General features: G+C 74.3%; 20 protein-coding genes. 12 read left to right on the top strand and 8 right to left on the bottom strand.

Annotated features, from left to right (window positions below; translation table 11 throughout):
- Window position 1 precedes the first annotated feature (1 nt).
- Window positions 2-592 carry a nucleotidyltransferase family protein gene (locus tag ACYVGN_RS06815; RefSeq protein ID WP_460789677.1) on the bottom strand — a complete coding sequence of 197 codons (591 nt, stop codon included), beginning with the start codon at window positions 590-592 and terminating at the stop codon, window positions 2-4.
- 103 nt (window positions 593-695) lie between these two features.
- On the opposite strand from ACYVGN_RS06815, the gene ACYVGN_RS06810 reads away from it, so the two are divergent.
- The 6 genes from ACYVGN_RS06810 (at window position 696) to ACYVGN_RS06785 (ending at window position 8058) form a co-directional block, all read left to right on the top strand.
- Complete coding sequence (locus ACYVGN_RS06810) at window positions 696-1733, top strand: XdhC family protein (protein ID WP_460789675.1); 1038 nt, start codon at window positions 696-698, stop codon at window positions 1731-1733.
- Window positions 1724-2551: an FAD binding domain-containing protein gene (locus ACYVGN_RS06805; RefSeq protein ID WP_460789674.1), complete on the top strand. Its 828-nt coding sequence runs from the start codon at window positions 1724-1726 to the stop codon at window positions 2549-2551. Before ACYVGN_RS06810 ends, ACYVGN_RS06805 begins: the two co-directional genes overlap by 10 nt.
- Window positions 2548-5253 carry a molybdopterin-dependent oxidoreductase gene (locus ACYVGN_RS06800; protein ID WP_460789672.1) on the top strand — a complete coding sequence of 902 codons (2706 nt, stop codon included), beginning with the start codon at window positions 2548-2550 and terminating at the stop codon, window positions 5251-5253. The genes ACYVGN_RS06805 and ACYVGN_RS06800 overlap by 4 nt, the downstream gene beginning before the upstream one ends.
- Window positions 5254-5423: 170 nt before the next feature.
- On the top strand, window positions 5424-6380 hold the full coding sequence (locus ACYVGN_RS06795) for an ABC transporter substrate-binding protein (protein WP_460789670.1): 957 nt from the start codon (window positions 5424-5426) through the stop codon (window positions 6378-6380).
- Window positions 6381-6382: 2 nt separating this feature from the next.
- A complete protein-coding gene (locus ACYVGN_RS06790) occupies window positions 6383-7282 on the top strand; it encodes an ABC transporter permease (RefSeq protein ID WP_460789669.1) in 900 nt (299 codons plus the stop codon).
- Complete coding sequence (locus ACYVGN_RS06785; RefSeq protein WP_460789667.1) at window positions 7279-8058, top strand: ABC transporter ATP-binding protein; 780 nt, start codon at window positions 7279-7281, stop codon at window positions 8056-8058. Before ACYVGN_RS06790 ends, ACYVGN_RS06785 begins: the two co-directional genes overlap by 4 nt.
- A gap of 16 nt (window positions 8059-8074) precedes the next feature.
- On the opposite strand, the gene ACYVGN_RS06780 is transcribed toward ACYVGN_RS06785, so the two are convergent.
- From ACYVGN_RS06780 to ACYVGN_RS06750, 7 genes are read right to left on the bottom strand one after another with little or no spacing between them, the layout of a single operon-like run.
- Window positions 8075-9373 carry an allantoate amidohydrolase gene (locus ACYVGN_RS06780; RefSeq protein WP_460789666.1) on the bottom strand — a complete coding sequence of 433 codons (1299 nt, stop codon included), beginning with the start codon at window positions 9371-9373 and terminating at the stop codon, window positions 8075-8077.
- Entirely contained in the window at window positions 9370-10647 is a 1278-nt protein-coding gene (locus ACYVGN_RS06775) for a pyridoxal-phosphate-dependent aminotransferase family protein (protein WP_460789664.1), read from the bottom strand. The genes ACYVGN_RS06780 and ACYVGN_RS06775 overlap by 4 nt, the downstream gene beginning before the upstream one ends.
- Window positions 10644-12233: an AtzH-like domain-containing protein gene (locus ACYVGN_RS06770; protein ID WP_460789663.1), complete on the bottom strand. Its 1590-nt coding sequence runs from the start codon at window positions 12231-12233 to the stop codon at window positions 10644-10646. The genes ACYVGN_RS06775 and ACYVGN_RS06770 overlap by 4 nt, the downstream gene beginning before the upstream one ends.
- Window positions 12234-12237: 4 nt before the next feature.
- Window positions 12238-13338, bottom strand: a complete 1101-nt coding sequence (locus ACYVGN_RS06765; protein WP_460789732.1) for an acetamidase/formamidase family protein — start codon at window positions 13336-13338, stop codon at window positions 12238-12240.
- Window positions 13339-13397: 59 nt separating this feature from the next.
- On the bottom strand, window positions 13398-14738 hold the full coding sequence (allB, locus tag ACYVGN_RS06760) for an allantoinase AllB (protein ID WP_460789661.1): 1341 nt from the start codon (window positions 14736-14738) through the stop codon (window positions 13398-13400).
- Window positions 14735-15499 carry an aspartate/glutamate racemase family protein gene (locus tag ACYVGN_RS06755; protein WP_460789659.1) on the bottom strand — a complete coding sequence of 255 codons (765 nt, stop codon included), beginning with the start codon at window positions 15497-15499 and terminating at the stop codon, window positions 14735-14737. Before ACYVGN_RS06755 ends, allB begins: the two co-directional genes overlap by 4 nt.
- 10 nt (window positions 15500-15509) lie before the next feature.
- A complete protein-coding gene (locus ACYVGN_RS06750) occupies window positions 15510-17243 on the bottom strand; it encodes an NCS1 family nucleobase:cation symporter-1 (RefSeq protein ID WP_460789658.1) in 1734 nt (577 codons plus the stop codon).
- A 180-nt stretch (window positions 17244-17423) separates the two neighbouring features.
- Here ACYVGN_RS06750 and ACYVGN_RS06745 point away from each other — a divergent pair, with 180 nt between their 5' ends.
- The 6 genes from ACYVGN_RS06745 (at window position 17424) to ACYVGN_RS06720 (ending at window position 20768) form a co-directional block, all read left to right on the top strand.
- Window positions 17424-18053 carry a helix-turn-helix domain-containing protein gene (locus tag ACYVGN_RS06745; RefSeq protein WP_460789656.1) on the top strand — a complete coding sequence of 210 codons (630 nt, stop codon included), beginning with the start codon at window positions 17424-17426 and terminating at the stop codon, window positions 18051-18053.
- A 77-nt stretch (window positions 18054-18130) separates the two neighbouring features.
- Entirely contained in the window at window positions 18131-18673 is a 543-nt protein-coding gene (gene uraD, locus ACYVGN_RS06740; RefSeq protein ID WP_460789654.1) for a 2-oxo-4-hydroxy-4-carboxy-5-ureidoimidazoline decarboxylase, read from the top strand.
- Window positions 18673-18990, top strand: a complete 318-nt coding sequence (gene uraH / locus ACYVGN_RS06735; RefSeq protein ID WP_055988943.1) for a hydroxyisourate hydrolase — start codon at window positions 18673-18675, stop codon at window positions 18988-18990. Before uraD ends, uraH begins: the two co-directional genes overlap by 1 nt.
- 2 nt (window positions 18991-18992) lie before the next feature.
- On the top strand, window positions 18993-19934 hold the full coding sequence (pucL, locus tag ACYVGN_RS06730) for a factor-independent urate hydroxylase (protein WP_460789653.1): 942 nt from the start codon (window positions 18993-18995) through the stop codon (window positions 19932-19934).
- A gap of 67 nt (window positions 19935-20001) precedes the next feature.
- Complete coding sequence (locus ACYVGN_RS06725; RefSeq protein WP_460789651.1) at window positions 20002-20502, top strand: DUF2975 domain-containing protein; 501 nt, start codon at window positions 20002-20004, stop codon at window positions 20500-20502.
- On the top strand, window positions 20502-20768 hold the full coding sequence (locus ACYVGN_RS06720) for a helix-turn-helix domain-containing protein (protein WP_460789649.1): 267 nt from the start codon (window positions 20502-20504) through the stop codon (window positions 20766-20768). Before ACYVGN_RS06725 ends, ACYVGN_RS06720 begins: the two co-directional genes overlap by 1 nt.
- Window positions 20769-20785 lie beyond the last annotated feature (17 nt).

The following is a 20785-nucleotide window of genomic DNA, read 5'->3' as shown; positions in this document are numbered from 1 at the left end:
CCTACGACCCCAGGTGGGCGCCGCCGCGCTCGTCGATGTCGTCCCCCGACCACAGGTCCCCGCACTCCACCTGCCGGGCGGCGGCCGCCCGCAGATACGCCCGGGCGCCCTCGTCTCCGCGGAGCGTTGCCCGCAGCGCCGCGACGTGATCCGCGCCGACCAGGACCGGATGGCCCGGGCGGCCGCGGTACACGGCCTGAGCCAGCGCCTGACGCAGCGGCCGCCCGCCCTCGGCGATCACGCGGCGAACCGCGCCGGGGACCACATCGGGCGTGTCGACCGGCAGGATGACGACGCCGTCGGCCGGGACCGCCGCGGCGAGCGCGCCGCGCAGCGTGGCGGCCAGTCCGCGCGCCGCGTCGCCGACGACGACCGACATCGCGGGCGTCGGCACCAGGGCGGCGGCCGCCGCGGAGGCCGGCGACAGCGCCACGACGACCCGGTCGCACCCGCCCTTGACCAGCGCGTCGACCGCGCGCGCCACCCACGGCGTCCCGTCGGCGCCGCGCGCGAGCGCCTTCGGGCCGCCGAACCGGCGACCCGCTCCGGCGGCGAGCACGAGGCCGCACAGGCGCACGCGGGCGGGGTCCATCGCCGCAGTCTAGGACCCGCAGGTCACGGCGCGGGGTCGGGCGCGTGACGCGCCGGGCGTGGCGTGTAGCAGTCCGGTAACACGGCATGACTACGGTGGCGCCATGCTCGAACTCGCCGCCGTGATCCTCGACCGGCTGCGCGCCGGGCGGCGGATCGCGGTGGTCACGGTCACCGGCGTCGCGCGCAGCGCCCCGCGGGGCGTCGGCTCATCCATGGCGGTGGCCGACGACGGCGAGGTGATCGGCTCGATCTCGGGCGGCTGCGTGGAGGGCGACGCGATCGTCCTCGCCCGCACGGTGCTCGCGACCGGGCGGGCACAGGCGGCGGGGTTCGGCTTCTCCGACGAGGCCGCGTTCGCCGCGGGCCTGGCGTGCGGCGGGCGGATCGACGTGCTCGCGTACGAGGTCCGGGCCGGCGACGACGTGGCCCGCGCGGCGCTCGAGCGGGCCGCGGCGGACCGGCCCGTCGCTGTCGGGCTCGTGCTGCAGGGCGACGCCGCGGGGCGCATCCTGCCGGTTCCGGACGGCCCGGCGGTCCTGGCTCTCGCGCACGCACCGCGGCCGCGCCTCATCCTGCTCGGCGCCGGCGAGCACGCAGCCGCGCTGTGCCGGGTCGGCGCGGCGGCGGGCTTCGCCGTGACGGTGTGCGACGTGTGGGAGACGCTCATCACCCCGGAGCGCTTCCCCGACGCGGCCGAGCGGGTCGTGGGCGACCCGGCCGAGTACCTGCGGGGCGAGGCCGGGGATCGGGTCGACGCCCGCACGGCCGTGTGCGTCCTCACGCATGACACGCGCCTCGACGTCCCCGCGATCGCGACCGCGCTCGCCCTGCCCGTCGGGTTCGTGGGAGCGCTCGGCGCCCGCCGCACGGTCGCGCGGCGCGCCGAGCTGCTGCGCGCCGCGGGCGTGGAGGACGCGGACCTCGCCCGGCTGCACTCCCCCCTGGGCCTCGACCTCGGAGGGGCCTCGCCCGACGAGGTGGCGCTCTCGGCGCTGGCCGAGATCGTCCAGTCGCGCCACGGCGGAACGGGACGACCACTGCGCGACGGCCAGGGCCCCCTGCACGGCACCCTCGGCACCGCGCCCGCCGGCCCGGACGCCGCCTGCGCGCTCGGCGAGGGGCGGCCCGCGTGGACCTGAGCACCGTCACGTCCTTCCGCCGCGCGCGCGGCCGCGGCGACCTCGCGCTGGCGCCGGGCGAGACCGTGCTCGCCGGCGGCACGTGGCTGTTCGGCGAGCCCCAGCCCGAAGTCACGGGGCTCGTCGACCTCACGGCGATGGGGTGGCCCGACCTGGAGGTCTCCCCCGCCGGGCTGCGGATCGGCGCCACGTGCTCCATCGCGCGGCTCGTCCGGTTCGCGCGCGACGGCGAGGCGCCCGCGGAGTGGGCCGCGACCCGGATGTTCCCGGTCGCCGCGGACGCGCTGCTCGCGTCGTTCAAGATCTGGAACACCGCGACGGTCGGCGGCAACATCGCCCGAGCGTTCGCGGCCGCGGCGATGGTGTCGCTCGCCACCGGGCTCGACGGCACCGCCGAGGTGTGGACCCCCGACGGCGGCGAGCGCACGCTGCCCGTCGCCGAGATCCCCGCGCGGGACGGGGTCAGCACGCTGCGGCTGGGCGAGGTCATCCGCGCGATCGACCTGCCCGCGCGCACGCTGCGCTCGCGCTTCACGCTGCACCGGATCGCGCTCGCCGAGCTCGGCAGGTCCGCGGCGGTCGTGACGGGCCGGGCCGACGAGGACGGCGCGGCCGTGTTCGTCGTGACCGCGGCCACCGAGCGCCCGGTCGTGCTGTGGTTCCCCGCGGCGCCCTCGGCGACCGAGCTGGCCGAGGCGGTGCGGTCCGCGCCGGGCTACTTCTCGGATCCGCTGGGCGCGGCCGACTGGCGGCGGGCCGTGTCGGTCGTGCTCGCCGAGCGCGCCCGCGCGGAGCTGGCCGGGGAGACGCGCGCGTGAGGCTCGAGATCGACGGCGCCGCGGTCGAGGCCGACCCGCGGCCGGGACAGTGCCTGCGCACGCTGCTGCGCGAGCACGGCGCCCTGTCGGTCAAGCGCGGCTGCGATTCCGGCGACTGCGGGGCGTGCGCCGTGCTGCTGGACGGCGAGCCCGTGCACTCGTGCGTCGTGCCGGCGGTGCGCGCCGAGGACCGGGCGGTCACGACCGCCGCGGGCCTCGCCCCCGGCGACGCGCTGCATCCGGTGCAGGACGCGCTCGCGAACGGCTTCGGGTTCCAGTGCGGGTTCTGCACGCCCGGCATGAGCGTTACGGCATCGTGCCTCGGCGAGGAGGACCTCCCGGATCTCGACCGCCGCCTCAAGGGGAGCCTATGCCGCTGCACCGGGTACCGGCCGATCCGCGAGGCCGTACGCGCGGCCGTGCTCGGACCGGTCCGGGAGACCGGCCCGGGCGCCGGCGATGGTGTCGGAGTCTCGGCCGTGCCCGAGCCGGCGCAGCGGGTGGTGCAGGGCCTCGAGCCGTACGCGTTCGACGACGTCCCGGCGGGCGCGCTCATCCTGCGCGTGCTCGGCTCGCCGCATCCGCACGCCCGCATCCGCGCGATCGACGCCGCCGCCGCGCGCGCGGTGCCGGGGGTCGTGGCGGTGTACACGCACGAGGACGCGCCCGCGGCCCGGTACTCGACCGCGCGCCACGAGCACCGGCAGGACGACCCCGACGACACCCGCATGCTCGACGACGTCGTGCGCCACGTGGGGCAGCGGGTCGCCGCGGTCGTGGCCGAGACCGCGGCGGCCGCCGAGCGGGCGTGCGCACTGATCCGCGTCGACTACGAGCCGCTGCCCGCCGTGTTCGATCCCGAGGAGGCGCGGACGCCCGGCGCGCCGCTCGTGCACCCGGAGCGCACGCCCGAGGACCGCGTCGCCGATGCGGGGCGCAACGTCGTCGCGGCGCTGCACGCGGGCTACGGCGGCGACGTCGACGCGGCGCTCGCTGCGAGCCCCGTCACGGTGAGCGGCACGTGGCGCACGGGGCGCTCGATCCACGCTCAGCTCGAGACGCACGGATCCGTCGGCTGGCTGGACGAGGAGGGACGGCTGGTCATCCGCTCGTCGACGCAGGTGCCGTTCCTGACGCGCGACGAGCTGTGCACGCTGTTCGACCTGCCGCGCGACCGCGTGCGGGTGTACGCGCCCCGCGTGGGCGGCGGCTTCGGCGGCAAGCAGGAGATGTTCACGGAGGACCTCGTCGCGTTCGCCGTGCTGCGCACCGGCCGCCCCGTGGCGTACGAGTTCACGCGCGCCGAGCAGTTCTGGCGCTCGTCCATGCGGCATCCGATGCGGGTGTCGGTGACGCTGGGCGCCGAGCCCGACGGCCGGCTGACGGCGATCAAGCTCGACGTGCTGAGCGACACCGGCGCGTACGGCAACCACGCGATCGGGGTGCTGTTCCACGGGTGCGCCGAGTCGGTCACGCTGTACCGCGCGCCCGTCGCGCGGGTGGACGCCGAGGCGGTCTACACCAACAACGTGCCGTCGGGCGCCTTCCGCGGCTACGGACTGGGCCAGGTCACGCTCGGGATCGAGTCTGCGCTCGACATGCTCGCCGAGCGCATCGGGATGGACCCGTTCGACATCCGGCGCATCAACGCCGTGCGGGAGGGCGACGCGCTCCGCCGGGCGGACGGCGAGATCGAGGCCGACCTGGTCTGGGGAAGCTACGGCCTGGACCAGTGCCTCGACCTCGCGCAGGCCGCGCTCGCCGAGCCCGGGGAGGACCCGCCCGCGGGGTGGCTGGTCGGCGAGGGCATGGCCGCCGCGATGATCGCCACGCTCGCGCCGCGCGGCCACCGCGCCCACGCGACCGCCACGCTCCTGCCCGGCGGCGCGTTCGAGCTGCGGACGGGCACGGCCGAGTTCGGCAACGGCACGACGACCGTCCAGCGCCAGATCGCCGCGAGCGTCTTCGGGGTGGGCGCCGATCGGATCCGGCTCGCGCACGCCGACACCGACGCCGTCGCGTTCGACACGGGCGCGTTCGCATCGGCCGGCACGACGATCGCGGGCAAGGCGCTGCACGGCGCGTGCCTTGCGCTGCGCGACCGGATCGTCGAGGAGGCCGCGGCGCGCGTGGGCGCACCGGCGGCAGAGTGCGCGTACGGGCCCGACGGCGTGCGGACGCCCGCCGGCGTCGTGCCGCTCGCGGAGATCGCGGGCGCGGGCGGGCTGACCGCCTCGGGCGAGGAGCACGGCGAGCTGCGATCGCTCGCGTTCAACGTGCACGCCGTGCGGGTCGCGGTCGATCCCGAGACCGGCGCCGTGCGCATCCTGCGGAACGTGCACGCGGCCGACGCGGGCTTCGTGATGAACCCCGCCCAGTGCCGCGGGCAGATCGAGGGCGGCGTCGCCCAGGGCATCGGCGGGGCGCTGTACGAGGAGGTGGTCGTCGCGGACGGCCGCGTGCAGAACCCCGCGTTCCGCACCTATCGCGTGCCGCAGTCGGCCGACATCCCCGACGTCGAGGTGCTGTTCGCGACGACGAGCGACGATCTCGGTCCGTTCGGCGCGAAGTCGATGAGCGAGTCGCCGTACAACCCCGTCGCGCCCGCGATCGGCAACGCGATCGCCCGGGCGCTGGGCGCCCGCCCGTTCGAGCAGCCGTTCACGCGCGAGCGCGTGTGGCGGCTCGCGCAGGGCGCCTGAGCGCGAGACCGCGATCCCCCGACGGGCCCGGCGGATGAAGTGATCGCTTCACGGTTTTACGTGAGCGAAATGACCGGGAAACGGCCTCGACCGCCGCGGCCGATTGACTGCGGAGCAGGCGCACGAGCGCCGCGGATCCCCACCGAATCCCCCGTCCGAAAGGCGCCGCCATGCACCTCCGTCGACTGCTCATCCCGATCGCCGCGAGCGCCGCCGCGGCACTGGTCCTGTCCGGCTGCTCGTCGTCCTCCGACGCCGCATCGGGCGCCGCCGGCGAGACCGCGACCGTCAAGATCGGCACCCTGCGCGGCCAGCCGCACTTCTACGCGCCGTTCCTCTACGAGGACTTCGCGGCCGAGGGCGTCCGGTTCGAGGTCATCACGCTCGACACCACGCCGGCCCTCAGCGACGCGCTCGTCGCCGGCACGATCGACTTCGCGATCAGCGGCGTCACCCCCACGATCGCCTCGGTCGCGCAGGGCCGCGACCTCAGGATCGTCGCGTCCGCCGCCGACGGCGGATCCGGGTTCATCGGCAACGACTCCATCCAGACGCTGGACGACCTGGTCGGCAAGAAGGTCGGCTACATGCAGACGACCGCGCAGGAGGTCGCCATGCGCCTCACGCTCGAGGAGGCCGGCGTCGATCCCGACGACATCGAGCTCGTCACGGTGCTGGCGCCCGAGATGGCCGGGCAGCTCGAGTCCGGGTCGATCGACGCGTTCTTCGGCGTCGAGATCGGCGCCTCGATCGCGCTCGAGCAGGGCGGCCACGAGTTCGCCGACCCGTACGCGACGCCGATCGGCAAGGTCAACCTCGGCCTCGTCACGACGGGTGCGCTGATCGCGGAGGACCCCGAGCTCGTGCAGCAGGTGGTCGACACACACGTGGCCGCGACCGACTGGATGACCGGCAACGAGGACGAATGGCTGTCCGAGATGGTCAGCATGTTCGGCGGCGACCAGGCGATCTTCGACACCGCGATCGCGAACTTCTGGATGCGCTCCGACCTCTCGGAGGAGTACCTCGGCCAGCTCGAGGCGCTCGCGACCGAGATGGGCGAGCTGGGCTTCGTCGAGGACGCGCCCGCGATCGAGGACGTCGTCGACACGTCGTTCGTGGAGTGAGCATGACCGCCACCGCGACTCTCGCTCCGCCCGCCACGCGGCCGGTCGCCCCGGGCTCCTCCCGGCGCCGGCGCGGGCGCGGCATCCGGTCCCTGCCGGCCCGGATCGCTCTGGGGCTGGTCGTCCCCGTCCTGTTCATCGCGTTCTGGCACCTCGGCCGCGAGCTGCAGCTCGAGCTGCCGTTCGGCATCCGGATGGGGTACCTGCCGTACCCCGCGGACGTGGCCGTGACGCTGTGGGACTTCGCCTTCGGCGGCCTGCGCGACGACGCGTTCAGCACGACCCTGTGGCAGCACCTCGGCGCGAGCGCGCTGCGGGTCGGCGCCGGATTCGGCCTGGCGACGCTGATCGCCGTGCCTGTCGGGGTGCTGATGGGGCGCTTCTACGTCATGGACTCGCTGTTCGATCCGTTCATCAACCTGATCCGCCCCATCCCCGCGACCGCGTGGGTGCCGCTCGTCGCGCTGCTGATCGGCATCGGCGACCAGGCCACGATCTTCCTGATCACGCTGTCGGCGTTCTTCCCGATCGTGCTGGGCGCCGCGAGCGGCACCCGGCAGGTGCCCGAGCGGCTGGTGGAGGCTGCGCGCATGCTCGGGACCACGCGGGCCGCCGTGCTGTGGCGGGTCATGGTGCCCGCCGCGGCGCCCGCGATCGTCAACGGGCTGCGCGTGGGGCTGGGGCTGGCGTGGGTGATCCTCGTGCTCGGCGAGTCCACGGGCGTGAACGAGGGCCTGGGCGCCACCATCACGCTCGCGCGCGACATCGTGCGCACCGACCTGATCGTGGCCGGGATGATCGTCATCGGCCTGTCCGGGTTCCTGTCGGACCGGCTGCTCAGCCTCGTGCTGCGTCTGCTGGTCGGGCGGCGCCCGGTGTTCCAGAAGGGGGCGCGCGGATGAGCGCGGAGATCCACATCGCGGGGCTCGAGAAGCGGTTCGCGACCGCGACGGGCGACGTCCTGGCCGTGGCGGATGTCTCGCTCGACGTCGCGGCGGGCGAGTTCGTCGCGGTCGTCGGCGCGAGCGGATGCGGCAAGAGCACGCTGCTGCGCATCCTGGCCGGCTTCGAGGAGCCCAGCGGCGGCGAGGTCACGGTCGCGGGGGCGCCGATCTCGGGCCCGGGGCCCGACCGCGGGGTCGTGTTCCAGGACTACGGCCTGTTCCCATGGCTGACGGTGCGCGAGAACGTCGCGTACGGCCCCTCGCGCCGCGGGATGTCGCGGGCGGCCGCGCGGGCCACGGCCGACGCGCACCTCGAGACCGTGGGACTGACGCGCTTCGCGCAGCGCTTCCCCGGTGAGCTGTCCGGCGGCATGCAGCAGCGCGTCGCCATCGCGCGCGTGCTCGCGAACGACCCGGCCGTGATGCTGATGGACGAGCCGTTCGGCGCGCTCGACGCCCTCACCCGCAGCGACCTGCAGGTGCAGCTGCGGCGCATCCAGCGCGCGGAGGGCCGGACGGTCGTGTTCATCACGCACTCGATCGAGGAGGCCGTGTACCTGGCCGACCGGGTGGTGGTGATGACCGGCGGCGCCTCGCACGGCGTGCCGGGGCACATCCGCGCGGTCGTCCCCGTCCCGCTCGGCGACGACCGCGATGTCACGGCGCCCGCGTTCAACGCCCTCAAGCGCGAGATCTCGGAGCTCGTCCACGAGCGCACCGCCGCGGTCGCCTGACCGCGCGCCCGCCGGCTCAGCGGGGCTCGGCGCCCACGTGCGCGACGGCCTCGGCGAGGGCGCGGATGCCCAGCGCGACGTCCGGCCCGGAGACCGACTCGTCGGGGTGGTGGCTGATGCCGTCGGGGTTGCGGAGGAACAGCATGCCCACGGGGGCGACGGCGCCGAGCGCCATGCCGTCGTGGCCCGCGGGGCTGAACAGCGTCGCGGGCTCCGCGGCGGCGCCGACCGAGTGCCGGATGCCCTCGCGCACGACGTCCTGCAGCAGCGGCGCGCAGAACACGGCAGGCGCGCTGTGCACCTCGCGGGCGCGCCAGCGCAGGCCGCGGCGGCCCATGATCTCGTCGAGCTCGAGCGAGATCGCCCGCCACACGCGGTCGCGGTCCGCGTCGAACTCGCCGCGGAGGTCCAGGCTGAACCGGGCCTCGCCCGGGACGACGTTCACGGCCCCGGGGAACGCCTCGAGCTGACCCACCGTGCCGATGATGTGGTGCTCGCCGCGGCAGATCCGCTCGACCGCGAGCGCGGCCTCGCTCGCGCCCAGCAGCGCGTCGCGGCGCATGTCGTACGGCGTGCCGCCCGCGTGCCGGGCCTCGCCCTCGACCAGCAGCTGGAAGCGCCGCGCGCTCGCGATCGACGACACCACGGCGAGCGCCTCGCCGCGACGGTCCAGCTCGGGCCCCTGCTCGATGTGGGCCTCGAGGTAGCCCACGAGCTGCTCGGGCCGGCGCGCTGCCTCGCCGATGCGGCCGGGGTCCAGGCCGAACTCGCGGTACGCCTCGCGCAGCGTCGTGCCGTCGGCGTCCGACAGTTCCCACCACGCGTCGTCCCACGTGCCGGCCATGGCCGACGACCCGAGCAGGGCCTTGCCGAAGCGGGCGCCCTCCTCGTCGCTGAACGCCGCCACCTCGAGCCCGAAGGGGAACGGCGAGCGCGAGCGGCCCTCGTCGTCGACCCGGCGCAGCAGCCGCACGACCTCGATGGCCATCAGCACGCCCAGGATGCCGTCGAACCGCCCGGCGTCGATCACGGTGTCGAGGTGCGACCCGAGCATGAGTACGGGCGCGTCCGGGTCGTCGGCCGGGAGCAGGCCGAGCTGGTTGCCCGCGGCGTCCTGGCGCGGCGTCATGCCCGCCTCGCGCATCCACTCGGCCGCGAGCCGGTTCACGCGGGCGTGCTCGGGCGACAGGTGCACTCTCGTGATCGCGCCGTCGTCGGCCGTGACCCGCGCGAGCTCGTCGCAGCGCGCCATCACGCGTCGCGCGGCCGAGGCGATGGTCTCGGGCGAGAGCTCGGGCAGCCGGGTCGCGGTCATCCGGCGGCCCCGGATGCGGCGCCCGGTGCCGCGGGCGCCCCCGCGAACGCGTCGAGCGCGGCGTCGACCCCGCCGCCGGCGGCCACGCGCGCGCCGAAGCGGCGCAGCACGGCCTCCAGCGCCGCGAGCGTGGTCAGCACGGTGTCGCGCCGGGCGTTGTACCCCATGGTGCCGATGCGCCACACGCGGCCGTGCAGGGGGCCGAAGGACGTGCCGATCTCGATGCCGAAGTCCTCGAGCAGCGCGGCGCGCGCCGCATCCCCGGGCACGCCCTCGGGGATCTCCACCGCCACGACGTTGTTCATCTTGTGCGCGACGTCGCCGAACACCGTCAGGCCCAGTCCCTCGACGCCCGCGAGCATCGCCGCGCCGGCGACCCGGTGCCGCTCGATCACGGCGTCGCGCCCCTCGGCGAGCAGCACGCGCGCGCACTCGCGCGCCGCGTACAGCATCGAGGTGGCCTCGGTGTGGTGGTTCAGGCGGCGCGGCCCCCAGTAGTCGAGGATCATGCCGAGGTCGAAGTAGTTCGACCGCACGAAGTCCGTCGCGCTCTCGTCGCCAGCCTCCCGGATGCCCGCCTCGACGCGGCCCCGGGAGCGGATCACCTCGACCGCGCGCTCCGAGAGCGTGATCGGAGCCGAGCCGCTCGGGCCGCCCAGGCACTTCTGCAGGCCGGCCGTCGCGGCGTCGACCCCCCACGCGTCGGCCTCGAACGGGTTGCCGCCGAGCGACGCGGTCGCGTCGGTGTAGAACAGCACACCGTGGCGGGCGCAGAGCTCGCCGACCTCGTCGAGCGGCTGGTTCATGGTCGTCGAGGTGTCGCCCTGCACGAGCGCGAGCACGTGCGGTTTCACGCGCAGGATGGCCTCCTCGATCGCCGACACCGGCACGACCTGCCCCCACTCGACCTCGATGGTGTGCACCTCGGCGAGCGCCCGCTCGGCGATCTCGGCGAGCAGGTGGCCGAAGCGCCCGAACACGGGGACCAGCACGCGGTCGCCCGGCCGCACGAGCGAGACCAGGGCCGCCTCGATGCCCGCGCGCGACGTGCCGTCGATCAGCAGGGTCGCGTCGTTCCGCGTGGCCCACACCTGGCGGTACAGCTCCTGGGTGTCGCTCATCGCGGCCGTCATGAACGGGTCGTACTGCCCGACGAGGGGCGCGGACATCGCCCGCAGCACGCTCGGGTACGCCGAGATCGGCCCGGGGCCCATCAGCAGGCGGGCGGGCGGGTCGAGCGGCGTGACGGGGGCGGACGGACGGTCGAGGGTCATGCGGGATCCTTCGGCTGTGCGGCGAGGCCGCGGGCGAGTCGGACGAGGGCGATGTCGGTGCCGGCGCGCGAGGCCAGGCACACGCCGACCGGCGCCGGCCCGAGCCGGGCGGGCACCGTCAGCAGCGGGACGGAGACGGCCGGGATGCCGGCGATGGCGACGGGCGTCGTCATCCGCAGGGTGGCGGTGCGCACGGCGTCGACGCGACCGCCGTCGGCGGTGCGCATCGGGGCCGGCCCTGGAACGGTCGGCATGATCAGGACCGCGTCGCCCACGATCGCGTCGATGCGCTCCTTGAGCGGCCCGAGCGCGGCGCGCGCCGTGCTCTCCTGCTCGGGCGTGATCGCGGCGGCCGCGCGGAAGCGCTCGGCCACCGCGGCGCCGACCGCGCCGGGATGCTCGCGCAGCCAGTCGCCGTCGTTGCGCCACGCCTCGGCGCCCTGCACCACGCGGAACGGCTCCTGGTATCCGGCGAGGTCGCCGATGCGGATGCGCTCGACGTCGGCGCCCATCCCGGCGAGCAGCGCCTCGAACGCCTCGCGCGTGGCGGGCTCGACGGCGTCGAGCACCTCCTCGGGCACCGCGAACCGCGACGGCAGGTCCGTCCCGGACTCGCCGTAGACGTTCTCGGTCGACTCGGATCCGTCGTAGCTCAGGCACCAGTCGACCACGCGCTGCAGCGTCTCGCCGTCGCGTGTGAGCCAGCCCACCGTGTCGAAGGACTGCGCGAGCGGCAGGAGGCCCTGGCGGGGCACGAGCCCGTGCGTGGTCCGCAGCCCCCAGAGCCCCTGATACGACGCGGGCACGCGGATGGAACCGGCCGTGTCGGTCGCGAGGCCGATGTCGGCCTGGCCCGTGGCGACGGCCGACGCGGGCCCGCTCGACGACCCTCCCGGCAGGGCTCCGGGGACCGCGCCGTTCGGGGGCGTGCCGTAGTGCGCGTTGTCGCCCGCGATCGAGTACGCGAACTCGTCCGTGCGCGCGATCCCCTGGAGCGACGCGCCCCCGCGCAGCAGATCCGCCACCGCGGGCGCCGTGCTCTGCTCTGGCCTGACGGAGTCGAGGTACGCAGGGTTTCCCGCGCCGATCCGGTAGCCCTTGATCGCGAACAGGTCCTTGACCGCGAAGGTCAGTCCGGACAGCGGTCCGTCCCATGCGCCCTGGAACAGCGGGTCCCCCACGGTGCGCCAGATCGCGCGGTCGAACGCCTTGGGGCGGGGCGACACGTGCGCCGCCGTGATGCGCCATCCGGCGTCGGTGCGGGTCCACACCTGGGTCTGCAGCCCGCGGCCGCCGGCGTCGAAGCGCGAGACCGACACGATCAGCGCGACGCCGTCGCCCAGCGCGCGGTGCTCCATCCGCTCGATCACGCGCGGGCCGACGCCGCCGCGCAGCGACCGGAAGGCGCTGATCGCCTCGTGGCCGACGAGCAGCCCCGCGTCGTCGCCGCGCATCGTGTCGTCGCCGGCCGCGAACCAGCCGTCGAGCGCATCGAGGTCGTTCGCCAGGATGGCCCGCTCGTACGAGAGGAACGCCTCGAGCAGATCGGCGGGGACCTCGGCCGCGCCGGGGATCGTCGTGTCCATGAGGTCAGTCTCCTCCCGCGCCCGCGAGCGGCACGTCGGCGAGATCCGACAGCCGGATGCGCGCGTGCACGCCCGTGACGACGTCGACCACCTGCGAGACGTCGAAGTCCGTCGCGGCCGAGAGGTACGCGTACGCGAGGTGCTCGTCCATGCCCCATCGCGCCCGCAGCAGCGACAGCGCGGCGCGCACGCACGCGCGCATCGCCTCACCGAGGTCGCGGTCCAGGCCCGTCGGAACCAGGTGCTCGGGGGTGCGGATGAGCGGTCCGGTCACCTCGCCGAACTCGGCGAGCGCGACCGCCCGCGGCAGGACGTCGAAGCGCAGCGTCGCGCGCAGCGAGGCCTCGAGCGCGGTCAGCGCGACCTCGCCGTCGCCCTGTGCGAAGTGCGGATCGCCCACGTACGCCAGCGCACCGTCGACCTGCACCGGGAGGTGCAGGGCCGTGCCCTCGACCAGGAGGTTCACGTCGATGTTGCCCCCGTGCGGCCCGGGCGGCACGGAGTGCGGCCGCTCGTCCGTCGCGGGCGCGACGCCCATGGTGCCGAGGAACGGCGCCAGCGGGAACGCGATCGCGCGGGGTCCGCCCTCGACCGCCGGCATCGTGCCCGCGAGCCGGCCGTCGCGCTCCTCGACCGCCGCGAACACGCTCACGGTGCGGCCGTCGCGCGGCAGCTCGAGCGGGAGCGCGCCGCGGCCGTGGCGGTTGGAGATCACGCCGTACGGCACGCGGGGCTCGAGCCGCTCCACCGTGATCCGCAGCAGATCGCCGGGCCGGGCGCCCTCGACCCGGATGGGGCCGGTGACGACATGCGGGCCGTCGTGCTCCGGATCGCGCGCAACGCGCGCCGCGATGTCGATCGCGTCGCGCAGCACGGCCCGCTCGGGAACGCCGTGGCCCGCGAAGAAGGCCCGCGGATCGGAGCCCTGGTCGGGGAGGATCCCCTCGTGGCTGACGGTGTCGATCACCACGACGTCGCCGGACCGCACGGTGAGCACCGGCGCATCGACCGCGCACGGCAGCCGGCCCCACAGCACGGTCTCCGGTGTGGCCGGCAGGTAGACCGCGCCGTCCGGCACGCCCTCCCCCGGCTGCAGGATCGGCACGTCCGCGAACGCCGGGACGTCCGCCCCGACGCCGAACCGGTTCCGCTGGATCTCTTCGTTCACTCCGCTCCTCCCGCCAGCACATCCCGCCCGGACCGCGCGAGCACGCCCTCGCCGTGCCGGTACACGACCTCGCCCCTCAGCCAGGTCTCGGCCACGACGCCGCGCAGCCGCGCGCCGTGCCACGGCGAGAGCTTGTTGCGGTACTCCAGCCGCGCGGCGTCGACCTCGAACTCGGCCTCGGGGTCGAACACGGCCAGGTGCGCGGGCGCGCCGGGGGCGATCCTGCCGCGGTCCGCGAGCCGCACGAGGTCCGCGGGCCCGGTCGTGAACAGCGGCAGGATGCGCTCGAGCGCGATGCCGCGGCGCCGCGCCTCGGTCCACACGGCGGCGAGCCCGGTCTGCACGCCCGCGATGCCGCCCCACGCCTCGCCCAGATCCGGCTTCAGCTTGAGGTCCGCCGTGGCGGGCGAGTGGTCGCTCACGATCGCGGCGATCGTGTCGTCGAGCACGCCGTCCCAGAGCCGGTCCTGGTTGGCGCCGTCGCGGATGGGCGGGCAGCACTTGAACGTGCCCGCACCGTCGGGCACGTCCTCGGCCCGCAGCGTGAGGTAGTGCGGACACGTCTCGACCGTGATGCGGACTCCGTCGGCCCGCGCGGCGCGCACGTCGTCGAGCGCGTCGGCGGCGGCCACGTGGACGATGTGGGCGCGCGCGCCGGTGCGGCGCGCGGCCTCGATCACGATCCGGATGGCCGCGACCTCGCCCTCGGGCGGCCGGGTGGCGACGAAGTCGCGGAACCCGGGGCCGTGCGCCTCGGACAGGTGCTCGTCGAGCTCGGCGTGCGCGATCAGCAGCCCGTCGCGCGGCGCGAGCTCGGCCAGCGCGCGCTCGACGCCGTCCGCGTCCAGGTGTCCGAACTCGTCGATCCCGCTGGGCGCCATGAAGCACTTCACGCCGACGACGCCCGCGTCGAGCAGGGCTCCGAGCGATCCGAGGTTCTCGGGCACGGCGCCGCCCCAGTACGCGACGTCCACCGCGAGCTTTCCGCGCGCCGCGGCGCGCTTGGCGGCGAGCGCCGCCGGATCGATCGTCACCGGGATGCTGTTGAGCGGCATCTCGACGACGGTCGTGATCCCGCCCGCCGCCGCGGCGGCCGTGCCGGTCGCGAAGCCCTCCCAGTCCGTGCGGCCCGGCTCGTTCAGGTGCACGTGGCTGTCGACCAGCCCGGGCAGCAGGACGCGGGCGTCGTCCAGCACGACGTCCGCCGACGGGTCGAACGCGTCCACGGCGGCGATCGCGCCGTCCCGGATGCGCACGGTCGCGGGCGCGAACGCCCCGTCCACGTAGACGCGCCGCGCGGCGATCGAGTCCGCGCGGTCGCTCGAAGCGACGCTCACGCGCCCACGCTACCGAGCGCGGATGCCGCGCGGATGTCGACACCCGCGTCCCCGGATCGCACGGGCGGGGGCGCGTACTCGTCGCGCTTGCTCACGCCGACGCCCATCCGGGCCATGGCCGTGGCGAGCCCGACGGCGGCCGCGACCCCGTCGACCACGGGCACGCCGAGCCGGTGCTGCAGCGTGCCGCACAGGTCGGCCATGCCGGCGCAGCCGAGCACGATCGCGTCGGCGCCGTCCTCGCGCACGGCGCGCTCGCACCATCCGAGGATCTCCTCGAACGCCGCCGAGCCCGTCTCCTCGAGCTCCAGGACCGGGATGCCCGTCCCGTACGCCGCGACGCACGCGCGCTCGAACCCGTAGCGCGCGAGCAGGTCCTGGGCCCGGCCGAGCGTGCGCGACAGGGTCGTGACCACCGCGAACGTGCGGCCGGTCAGCGCCGCGACGTGCATGGCGGCCTCGGCGATGCCGATCACCGGCACGTCCACGAGCTCGCGCGCCGCGTCGAGCCCCGGATCCCCGAAGCAGGCCACGACGTAGCCGTCCGAGCCGCCGGCGGCGAGGTCGGCGCGCACGGCGTCGACGACCGCCGCCCCGGCCAGGATCTCGTCGACGTGGCTCTCCACGGCGGCGGGGCCGCGGCCGGGCTCGGGGCAGACCGCGACGATGTCGACGTCGGGGCCCGCCACCTCCCGGGCGGCGACCGCGATCTTGTCGGTCATCGCCCGGGAGGTGTTGGGGTTGATCAGCGTGATGCGCATGCTGCGGGTGTCACTCCTTCGCGCCCGCCGCCGCGGGCACGTGGTCGGCGGCCGGGGCCGCATCGGTCTCGGCGTCGGTCTCGGCGGCCGCCACGGCGGCCTGCGCCTCGGCGACGGCGATCGCGGCGGTCGCGGTGTCGGGGTAGCCCTCGAGCACGTCGGGAGCGGTGCCGTCCGACACGCCCCGGGTCTCGCCCTCGAGCGTCGGCACCCGCGGGTGCAGGCGCTCGAACAGCACCAGGAACGCGAAGCCCAGGCCGCACCCGACGAACCAGCTGAAGTCGCTGATCGAGCCCCAGCCCGCGTCGATCACGCCGGCGAACACGAGCGACTTCGGCACGATGGCCACCGCGATGGTCGGCACGCCCGCCGCGACGATCGCCCACATGGCGTTGGGGTTGTAGCCGCCGCGGTACCAGTACCGCGCGCTCTCGTCCATCGTGTACATGTCGTCCACGTGGATGCGCTGCCGCGCGATGACGTAGTAGCCGGCGATCAGGATTCCGAACAGCGGGCCGATCAGCGCGGCCAGGATGCCGAGCGAGTAGTGGATCGCCTGGTCGTTGCCGTACCAGTTCCACGGGGTCAGGATGACCGAGCCGACCGCGGCGATCATGCCGCCCATCCGCCAGCTGATGCGATGGGGCGCGACGTTCGAGAAGTCGAACGCGGGCGAGATGAAGTTGGCGACGATGTTGATGCCGACCGTCGCGGTGACGAACGTCAGCCCGCCCAGCAGGATCGCGAACCAGTGGTCGATGCGCTCGACCGTGTGGATCGGGTCGGTGATGAGCTCGCCGAAGACCGGCACGGTGGCCGAGGCCGTGATGACGGTCAGGATCGAGAAGAACAGGAAGTTGACCGGCAGGCCCCACATGTTGCCGCGCTTGACGGCCTGGAACGACTTGCCGTACCGCGCGAAGTCGCCGAAGTTCAGCATCGGGCCCGAGAAGTACGACACCACGATGGCGATGGCCGTGAGCATGACGGGGATCGACGCCCAGAAGTCGAGGGGCTCGCCGCTCGACAGGTCGAGGCTGATGTTCTCCCATCCGGCCTGCGAGACGAGGTAGATGGCGAGCACGATCATCACGACGTACACGGCGGGGCCCGCCCAGTCGATGAACCGCCGGATGGCCTCCATGCCGTTCCAGAACACGGCGGCCTGCGCGACCCACAGGATGGCGTACGAGATCCAGCCCAGCGCGTGCAGCCCCAGGAAGCTCGGCTCGAGCAGCGCGGCGCTGCCGGGGATGAACTTGAGGAAGATGATGTTGAGCGACTCGGCCGCGAGGTAGGTCTGCACGCCGTACCAGGCGATCGCGATGACGCCGCGGATGATCGCGGGCACGTTGGCGCCCTTGATGCCGAACAGGAAGCGGTTCACGACGGGGTACGGCACGCCCGTGCGCTGGCTGGGCTTGGCCACGAGGTTGGTGAACACCTGCACGATCACGATGCCCACGAGCAGGGCCACGAGCACCTGCCAGCTGGCGATCCCGAGGGCGAACAGCGAGCCGGCGGTCACGTAGCCGCCGACCGAGTGCACGTCGCTCATCCAGAACGCGAAGATGTTGTACGAGGTCCACTTCTGCTTGCGCAGCGGCGCGAGGTCCTCGTTGGCGAGGCGCGGGTCGTAGCCCGGGCGCATGTTGCCGGAGCCGGTGGGGAGACCGGCGGCCTCGACGACGTCCTGCGGTTTGGTGAGGGGGGCCGCGGAGGCGGCCGGTGTGGTCTGAGTCACGGTGGAGCCTTTCCGGATCGGGGGAGATCGGTGGGGTCGGAGCTCCGGAGCGGGGTGCTCTCTCCGGACGAGGAATGAGTGTGAAGTTATCGCTTCACACTTTTCGCCCTGAGTCCGTCCTGTTACGGGCTCGTAAATCGTCGGCCGGTCCCGCGCGGGGGCGGCGGTTAGCATGGCCGCGTGACCGTCACCGACCCGCAGGCCGCGCCCGCATCCGGACGCGGCGACGAGGACGCCCGGGGTCACGTCGGCCGTCGCCTGCGCGACGTGCGGTCGCGCACGGGCGTCTCGGTGTCCGAGCTCGCGCGGAGCCTGGGGATCTCCACGAGCGCCGTCTCGCAGATCGAGCGGGGCGTGATGCAGCCCAGCGTGTCGCGGCTCATCGCGATCACCGACGCGCTCGGCGTGCCTCTCGCCACCGTGTTCGGCCCCGGGCCGGCCGACGACGGCGACGACGACGCGCCGCACGGCTACACGCTCACGCGAGCCGAGGACGCCGCTCCCCTGCCGCTGGGAGGCGGAGTCACGTTCCGCCGGCTCGCGCCCGGAGACAGCCCCGGCATCGACTACTTCGAGTCCGTGTACCCGCCGGGCAGCACCGCGACCGGCAAGGACCGGCTGTTCCGCCACGAGGGCTACGAGGTCGGCGAGGTGCTGACCGGCGAGCTCACGATCGACTTCACCGACGAGATCGTGGTGCTGCGCCCGGGCGACACCATCAGCTACCCGTGCGACGTGCCGCATCGACTGCACAACACGGGATCGGCGCCGGCCGTCGCGCGCTGGCTCATCGTCCATCCGGCCCGCTGAACCGCCCACGGCGACGGGTGAAGCTCCGACTTCACGGCGTAACGGTCGCGAAACACGCGCCGCGCTAGCCTGGCCCCGTGCTCGTCGCCCGCTTCGACCGCCTCCCCGCCGATGAGGCCGCCGGCGTCGTGCGCGTGTGGGCCGACGTGCCCCGTTGGATCGCCGCGATCGTCGCCGGGCGGCCCTACTCCTCCGTCAACGCGCTCGCCGCGCGCGCGACCGAGCTGGCCGCCGGCTGGAGCGAGGAGGACCTGGACGCGGCGCTCGCGCACCACCCCCGGATCGGCGAGCGGCCGGCCGGATCCGGCGCGGACGCACGCCACTCGCGCCGCGAGCAGGCGGCCATGGCCCATGCTGGCGCGGACGTCGCCGAGCGCCTGCGGGCCGGCAACGCGGAATACGAGCGCCGATTCGGGCGCGTGTTCCTGATCCGTGCCGCGGGCCGCGCTCCGGAGGAGATGCTCGCCGAGCTGGAGCGGCGCCTCACCAACGATCCCGAGACCGAATGGCGCGAGGCCGCCGGGCAGCTCGCCCAGATCGCGCTGCTGCGCCTGCGCGGTGCGTTCGACGACCCGGCACCGCCCGATGCCCGGACCCCCGCCCTCGCCGAGGAGGCATGATGCCGCAGCTCACCACGCACGTTCTCGACGCCACATCCGGGCTCCCCGCCGCCGGCGTGGGGCTCACCCTGAGCCTCGCGGGCGAGGTGATCGCGACCGGGGAGACCGACGCGGACGGCCGGGCGGGGCTCGGCCCCGAGGTGCTCGAGCCCGGCGAATACGCCCTGCGCTTCGAGACCGGGGAGCACTTCGCCGCAGCGGGCGTCGAGACCTTCTACCCGCACGTCACCGTGGCGTTCACGGTCGCCGACCAGCGGCACCTGCACGTGCCGATCCTGCTCAGCCCGTTCGCCTACTCCACCTACCGAGGGAGCTGACCGTGACCGACGTCGCCGCAGCCGCCGCGCCGGATGTCTCGGTGCACCTGGGCGCCAACAAGTACGGCAAGGCCGAGAACCGGCTGGTGCGCATCACCCGGGACACCGACCGCCACGAGATCGAGGACCTGACCGTCACGTCGCAGCTGCGCGGCGAGGCCCTCGCCGGGTCGTTCCTGACAGGCGACAACTCGAAGATCGTCGCCACCGACACCCAGAAGAACACGATCTTCGCCCTCGCCAAGAAGCACGGGGTCGGATCGCCCGAGCGCTTCCTCACGCTGCTGGCCGAGCACTTCACCGGCTCGTTCGACTGGATCGAGGGCGGCCTGTGGCAGGCCGAGCAGCACGAGTGGGAGCGCATCGTGGTCGCCGGCCGACCGCACGACCACTCGTTCGTGCGCAAGGGCCAGGGCACGCGCCTGGCCACCGTGCAGGTCGCGGACGGCGCCACGCACATCACGGGCGGCGTGAAGGACCTCGTGGTGCTCAAGTCGACGGGTTCCGAGTTCCGCGGATACCCGCGCACCGAGTACACGACGCTGCCCGAGACCGACGACCGGATCATGGCGACGTCCGTGACGGCGCGCTGGCGCTACCTGCCCGAGGCCGTGTCCGACGGCGTCGACTACGACGCGGTGTACGCGGCGGTCGTGCAGGCGCTGCTGGAGCAGTTCGCCGAGGTGCATTCGCTCGCGCTGCAGCAGACGCTGTTCGAGATGGGGCGGGCCGCCATCGTCGCCTGCCCCGCGCTGGCGGAGATCCGCTTCGCCATGCCGAACAAGCACCACTTCGCGTACGACCTGGCGCGGTTCGGGCTCGAGAACCGCAACGAGGTGTTCATCGCCGACGACCGGCCGTACGGGCTGATCGAGGGCACCGTCGTGCGCGACGGCGTCGCCGAGGCCCCCGGCGCGTGGCGGGACGTCCCCTCGTTCATCTGAGCGGCCCACTTGCCCCTCTTATCGAAAAACGATAGATTTCTCTCGTCGTTCGATGAAGGAGGCCCGCATGGGCAGGTACGTGGTGCTGGCGTCGCAGTTCGTGATCGCGCTGTCGCTCGCGGGGTCGCTCGTGGTGCAGACCGTGATCCTGCCCCTCGTGTGGATCGACCTGGAGGGCGAGGCGCTGTGGGGGCGGATCGCGCTCGTGACGATCGCCGCCCTGTGGATCCTCGGCCTGCAGGTGTGCGCCGTGTGCGTATGGCGACTGCTCGGCATGGTGCGCCGCGGCTCGGTGTTCTCGCGCCGCGCGTTCCGCTGGGTCGATGTGATCATCGCCGCGATCGCGTTCGACGCGGTGATCACGTTCGTCCTCGCCGTGCTGCTCGCGCCCGGCGACGTCGCGCCCGGCGACGTCGCGCCGGGCGTCGTCGCGCTGGTGTGCGGCGCGGCGCTCGTCACGGGAGGCGTGGCGCTGCTGGTCGTGGTGATGCGGCAGCTGCTGCAGCAGGCGATCGACCGCGACGCCGAGGCGCGGGCCCTGCGGTCGGAGCTGGACGAGGTGATCTGATGCCGATCATCGTCGACGTCGACGTCATGCTCGCTCGCCGCAAGATGGCGGTCGGCACGCTCGCCGAGCGGGTGGGGATCACGCCCGCCAACCTCGCGGTGCTGAAGAACGGCCGCGCCAAGGCCGTGCGGTTCACGACCCTCGACGCGCTGTGCCAGGTGCTCGACTGCCAGCCCGGCGACCTGCTGCGATGGGTGCCGGACGAGGGCGCGGACGGCGACGCGGCGGCTGGCAAGGCGGACGACCGTCCAGGTTCGAGCGGGTAGATTCGGCCGCAAGCCGC

It is taken from the genome of Microbacterium lacusdiani, from assembly GCF_054779895.1.
This window is presented reverse-complemented; position numbering and strand designations above follow the sequence as displayed.

What these genes read in the sequence shown, in the direction of transcription:
- ACYVGN_RS06815 (WP_460789677.1), bottom strand. Translation starts at nt 592, where the DNA reads ATGGACCCCGCCCGCGTGCGCCTGTGCGGCCTCGTGCTCGCCGCCGGA.
- ACYVGN_RS06810 (WP_460789675.1), top strand. Translation starts at nt 696, where the DNA reads ATGCTCGAACTCGCCGCCGTGATCCTCGACCGGCTGCGCGCCGGGCGG.
- ACYVGN_RS06795 (WP_460789670.1), top strand. Translation starts at nt 5,424, where the DNA reads ATGCACCTCCGTCGACTGCTCATCCCGATCGCCGCGAGCGCCGCCGCG.
- ACYVGN_RS06790 (WP_460789669.1), top strand. Translation starts at nt 6,383, where the DNA reads ATGACCGCCACCGCGACTCTCGCTCCGCCCGCCACGCGGCCGGTCGCC.
- ACYVGN_RS06785 (WP_460789667.1), top strand. Translation starts at nt 7,279, where the DNA reads ATGAGCGCGGAGATCCACATCGCGGGGCTCGAGAAGCGGTTCGCGACC.
- ACYVGN_RS06780 (WP_460789666.1), bottom strand. Translation starts at nt 9,373, where the DNA reads ATGACCGCGACCCGGCTGCCCGAGCTCTCGCCCGAGACCATCGCCTCG.
- ACYVGN_RS06775 (WP_460789664.1), bottom strand. Translation starts at nt 10,647, where the DNA reads ATGACCCTCGACCGTCCGTCCGCCCCCGTCACGCCGCTCGACCCGCCC.
- ACYVGN_RS06770 (WP_460789663.1), bottom strand. Translation starts at nt 12,233, where the DNA reads ATGGACACGACGATCCCCGGCGCGGCCGAGGTCCCCGCCGATCTGCTC.
- ACYVGN_RS06755 (WP_460789659.1), bottom strand. Translation starts at nt 15,499, where the DNA reads ATGCGCATCACGCTGATCAACCCCAACACCTCCCGGGCGATGACCGAC.
- uraH (WP_055988943.1), top strand. Translation starts at nt 18,673, where the DNA reads ATGCCGCAGCTCACCACGCACGTTCTCGACGCCACATCCGGGCTCCCC.
- ACYVGN_RS06725 (WP_460789651.1), top strand. Translation starts at nt 20,002, where the DNA reads ATGGGCAGGTACGTGGTGCTGGCGTCGCAGTTCGTGATCGCGCTGTCG.
- ACYVGN_RS06720 (WP_460789649.1), top strand. Translation starts at nt 20,502, where the DNA reads ATGCCGATCATCGTCGACGTCGACGTCATGCTCGCTCGCCGCAAGATG.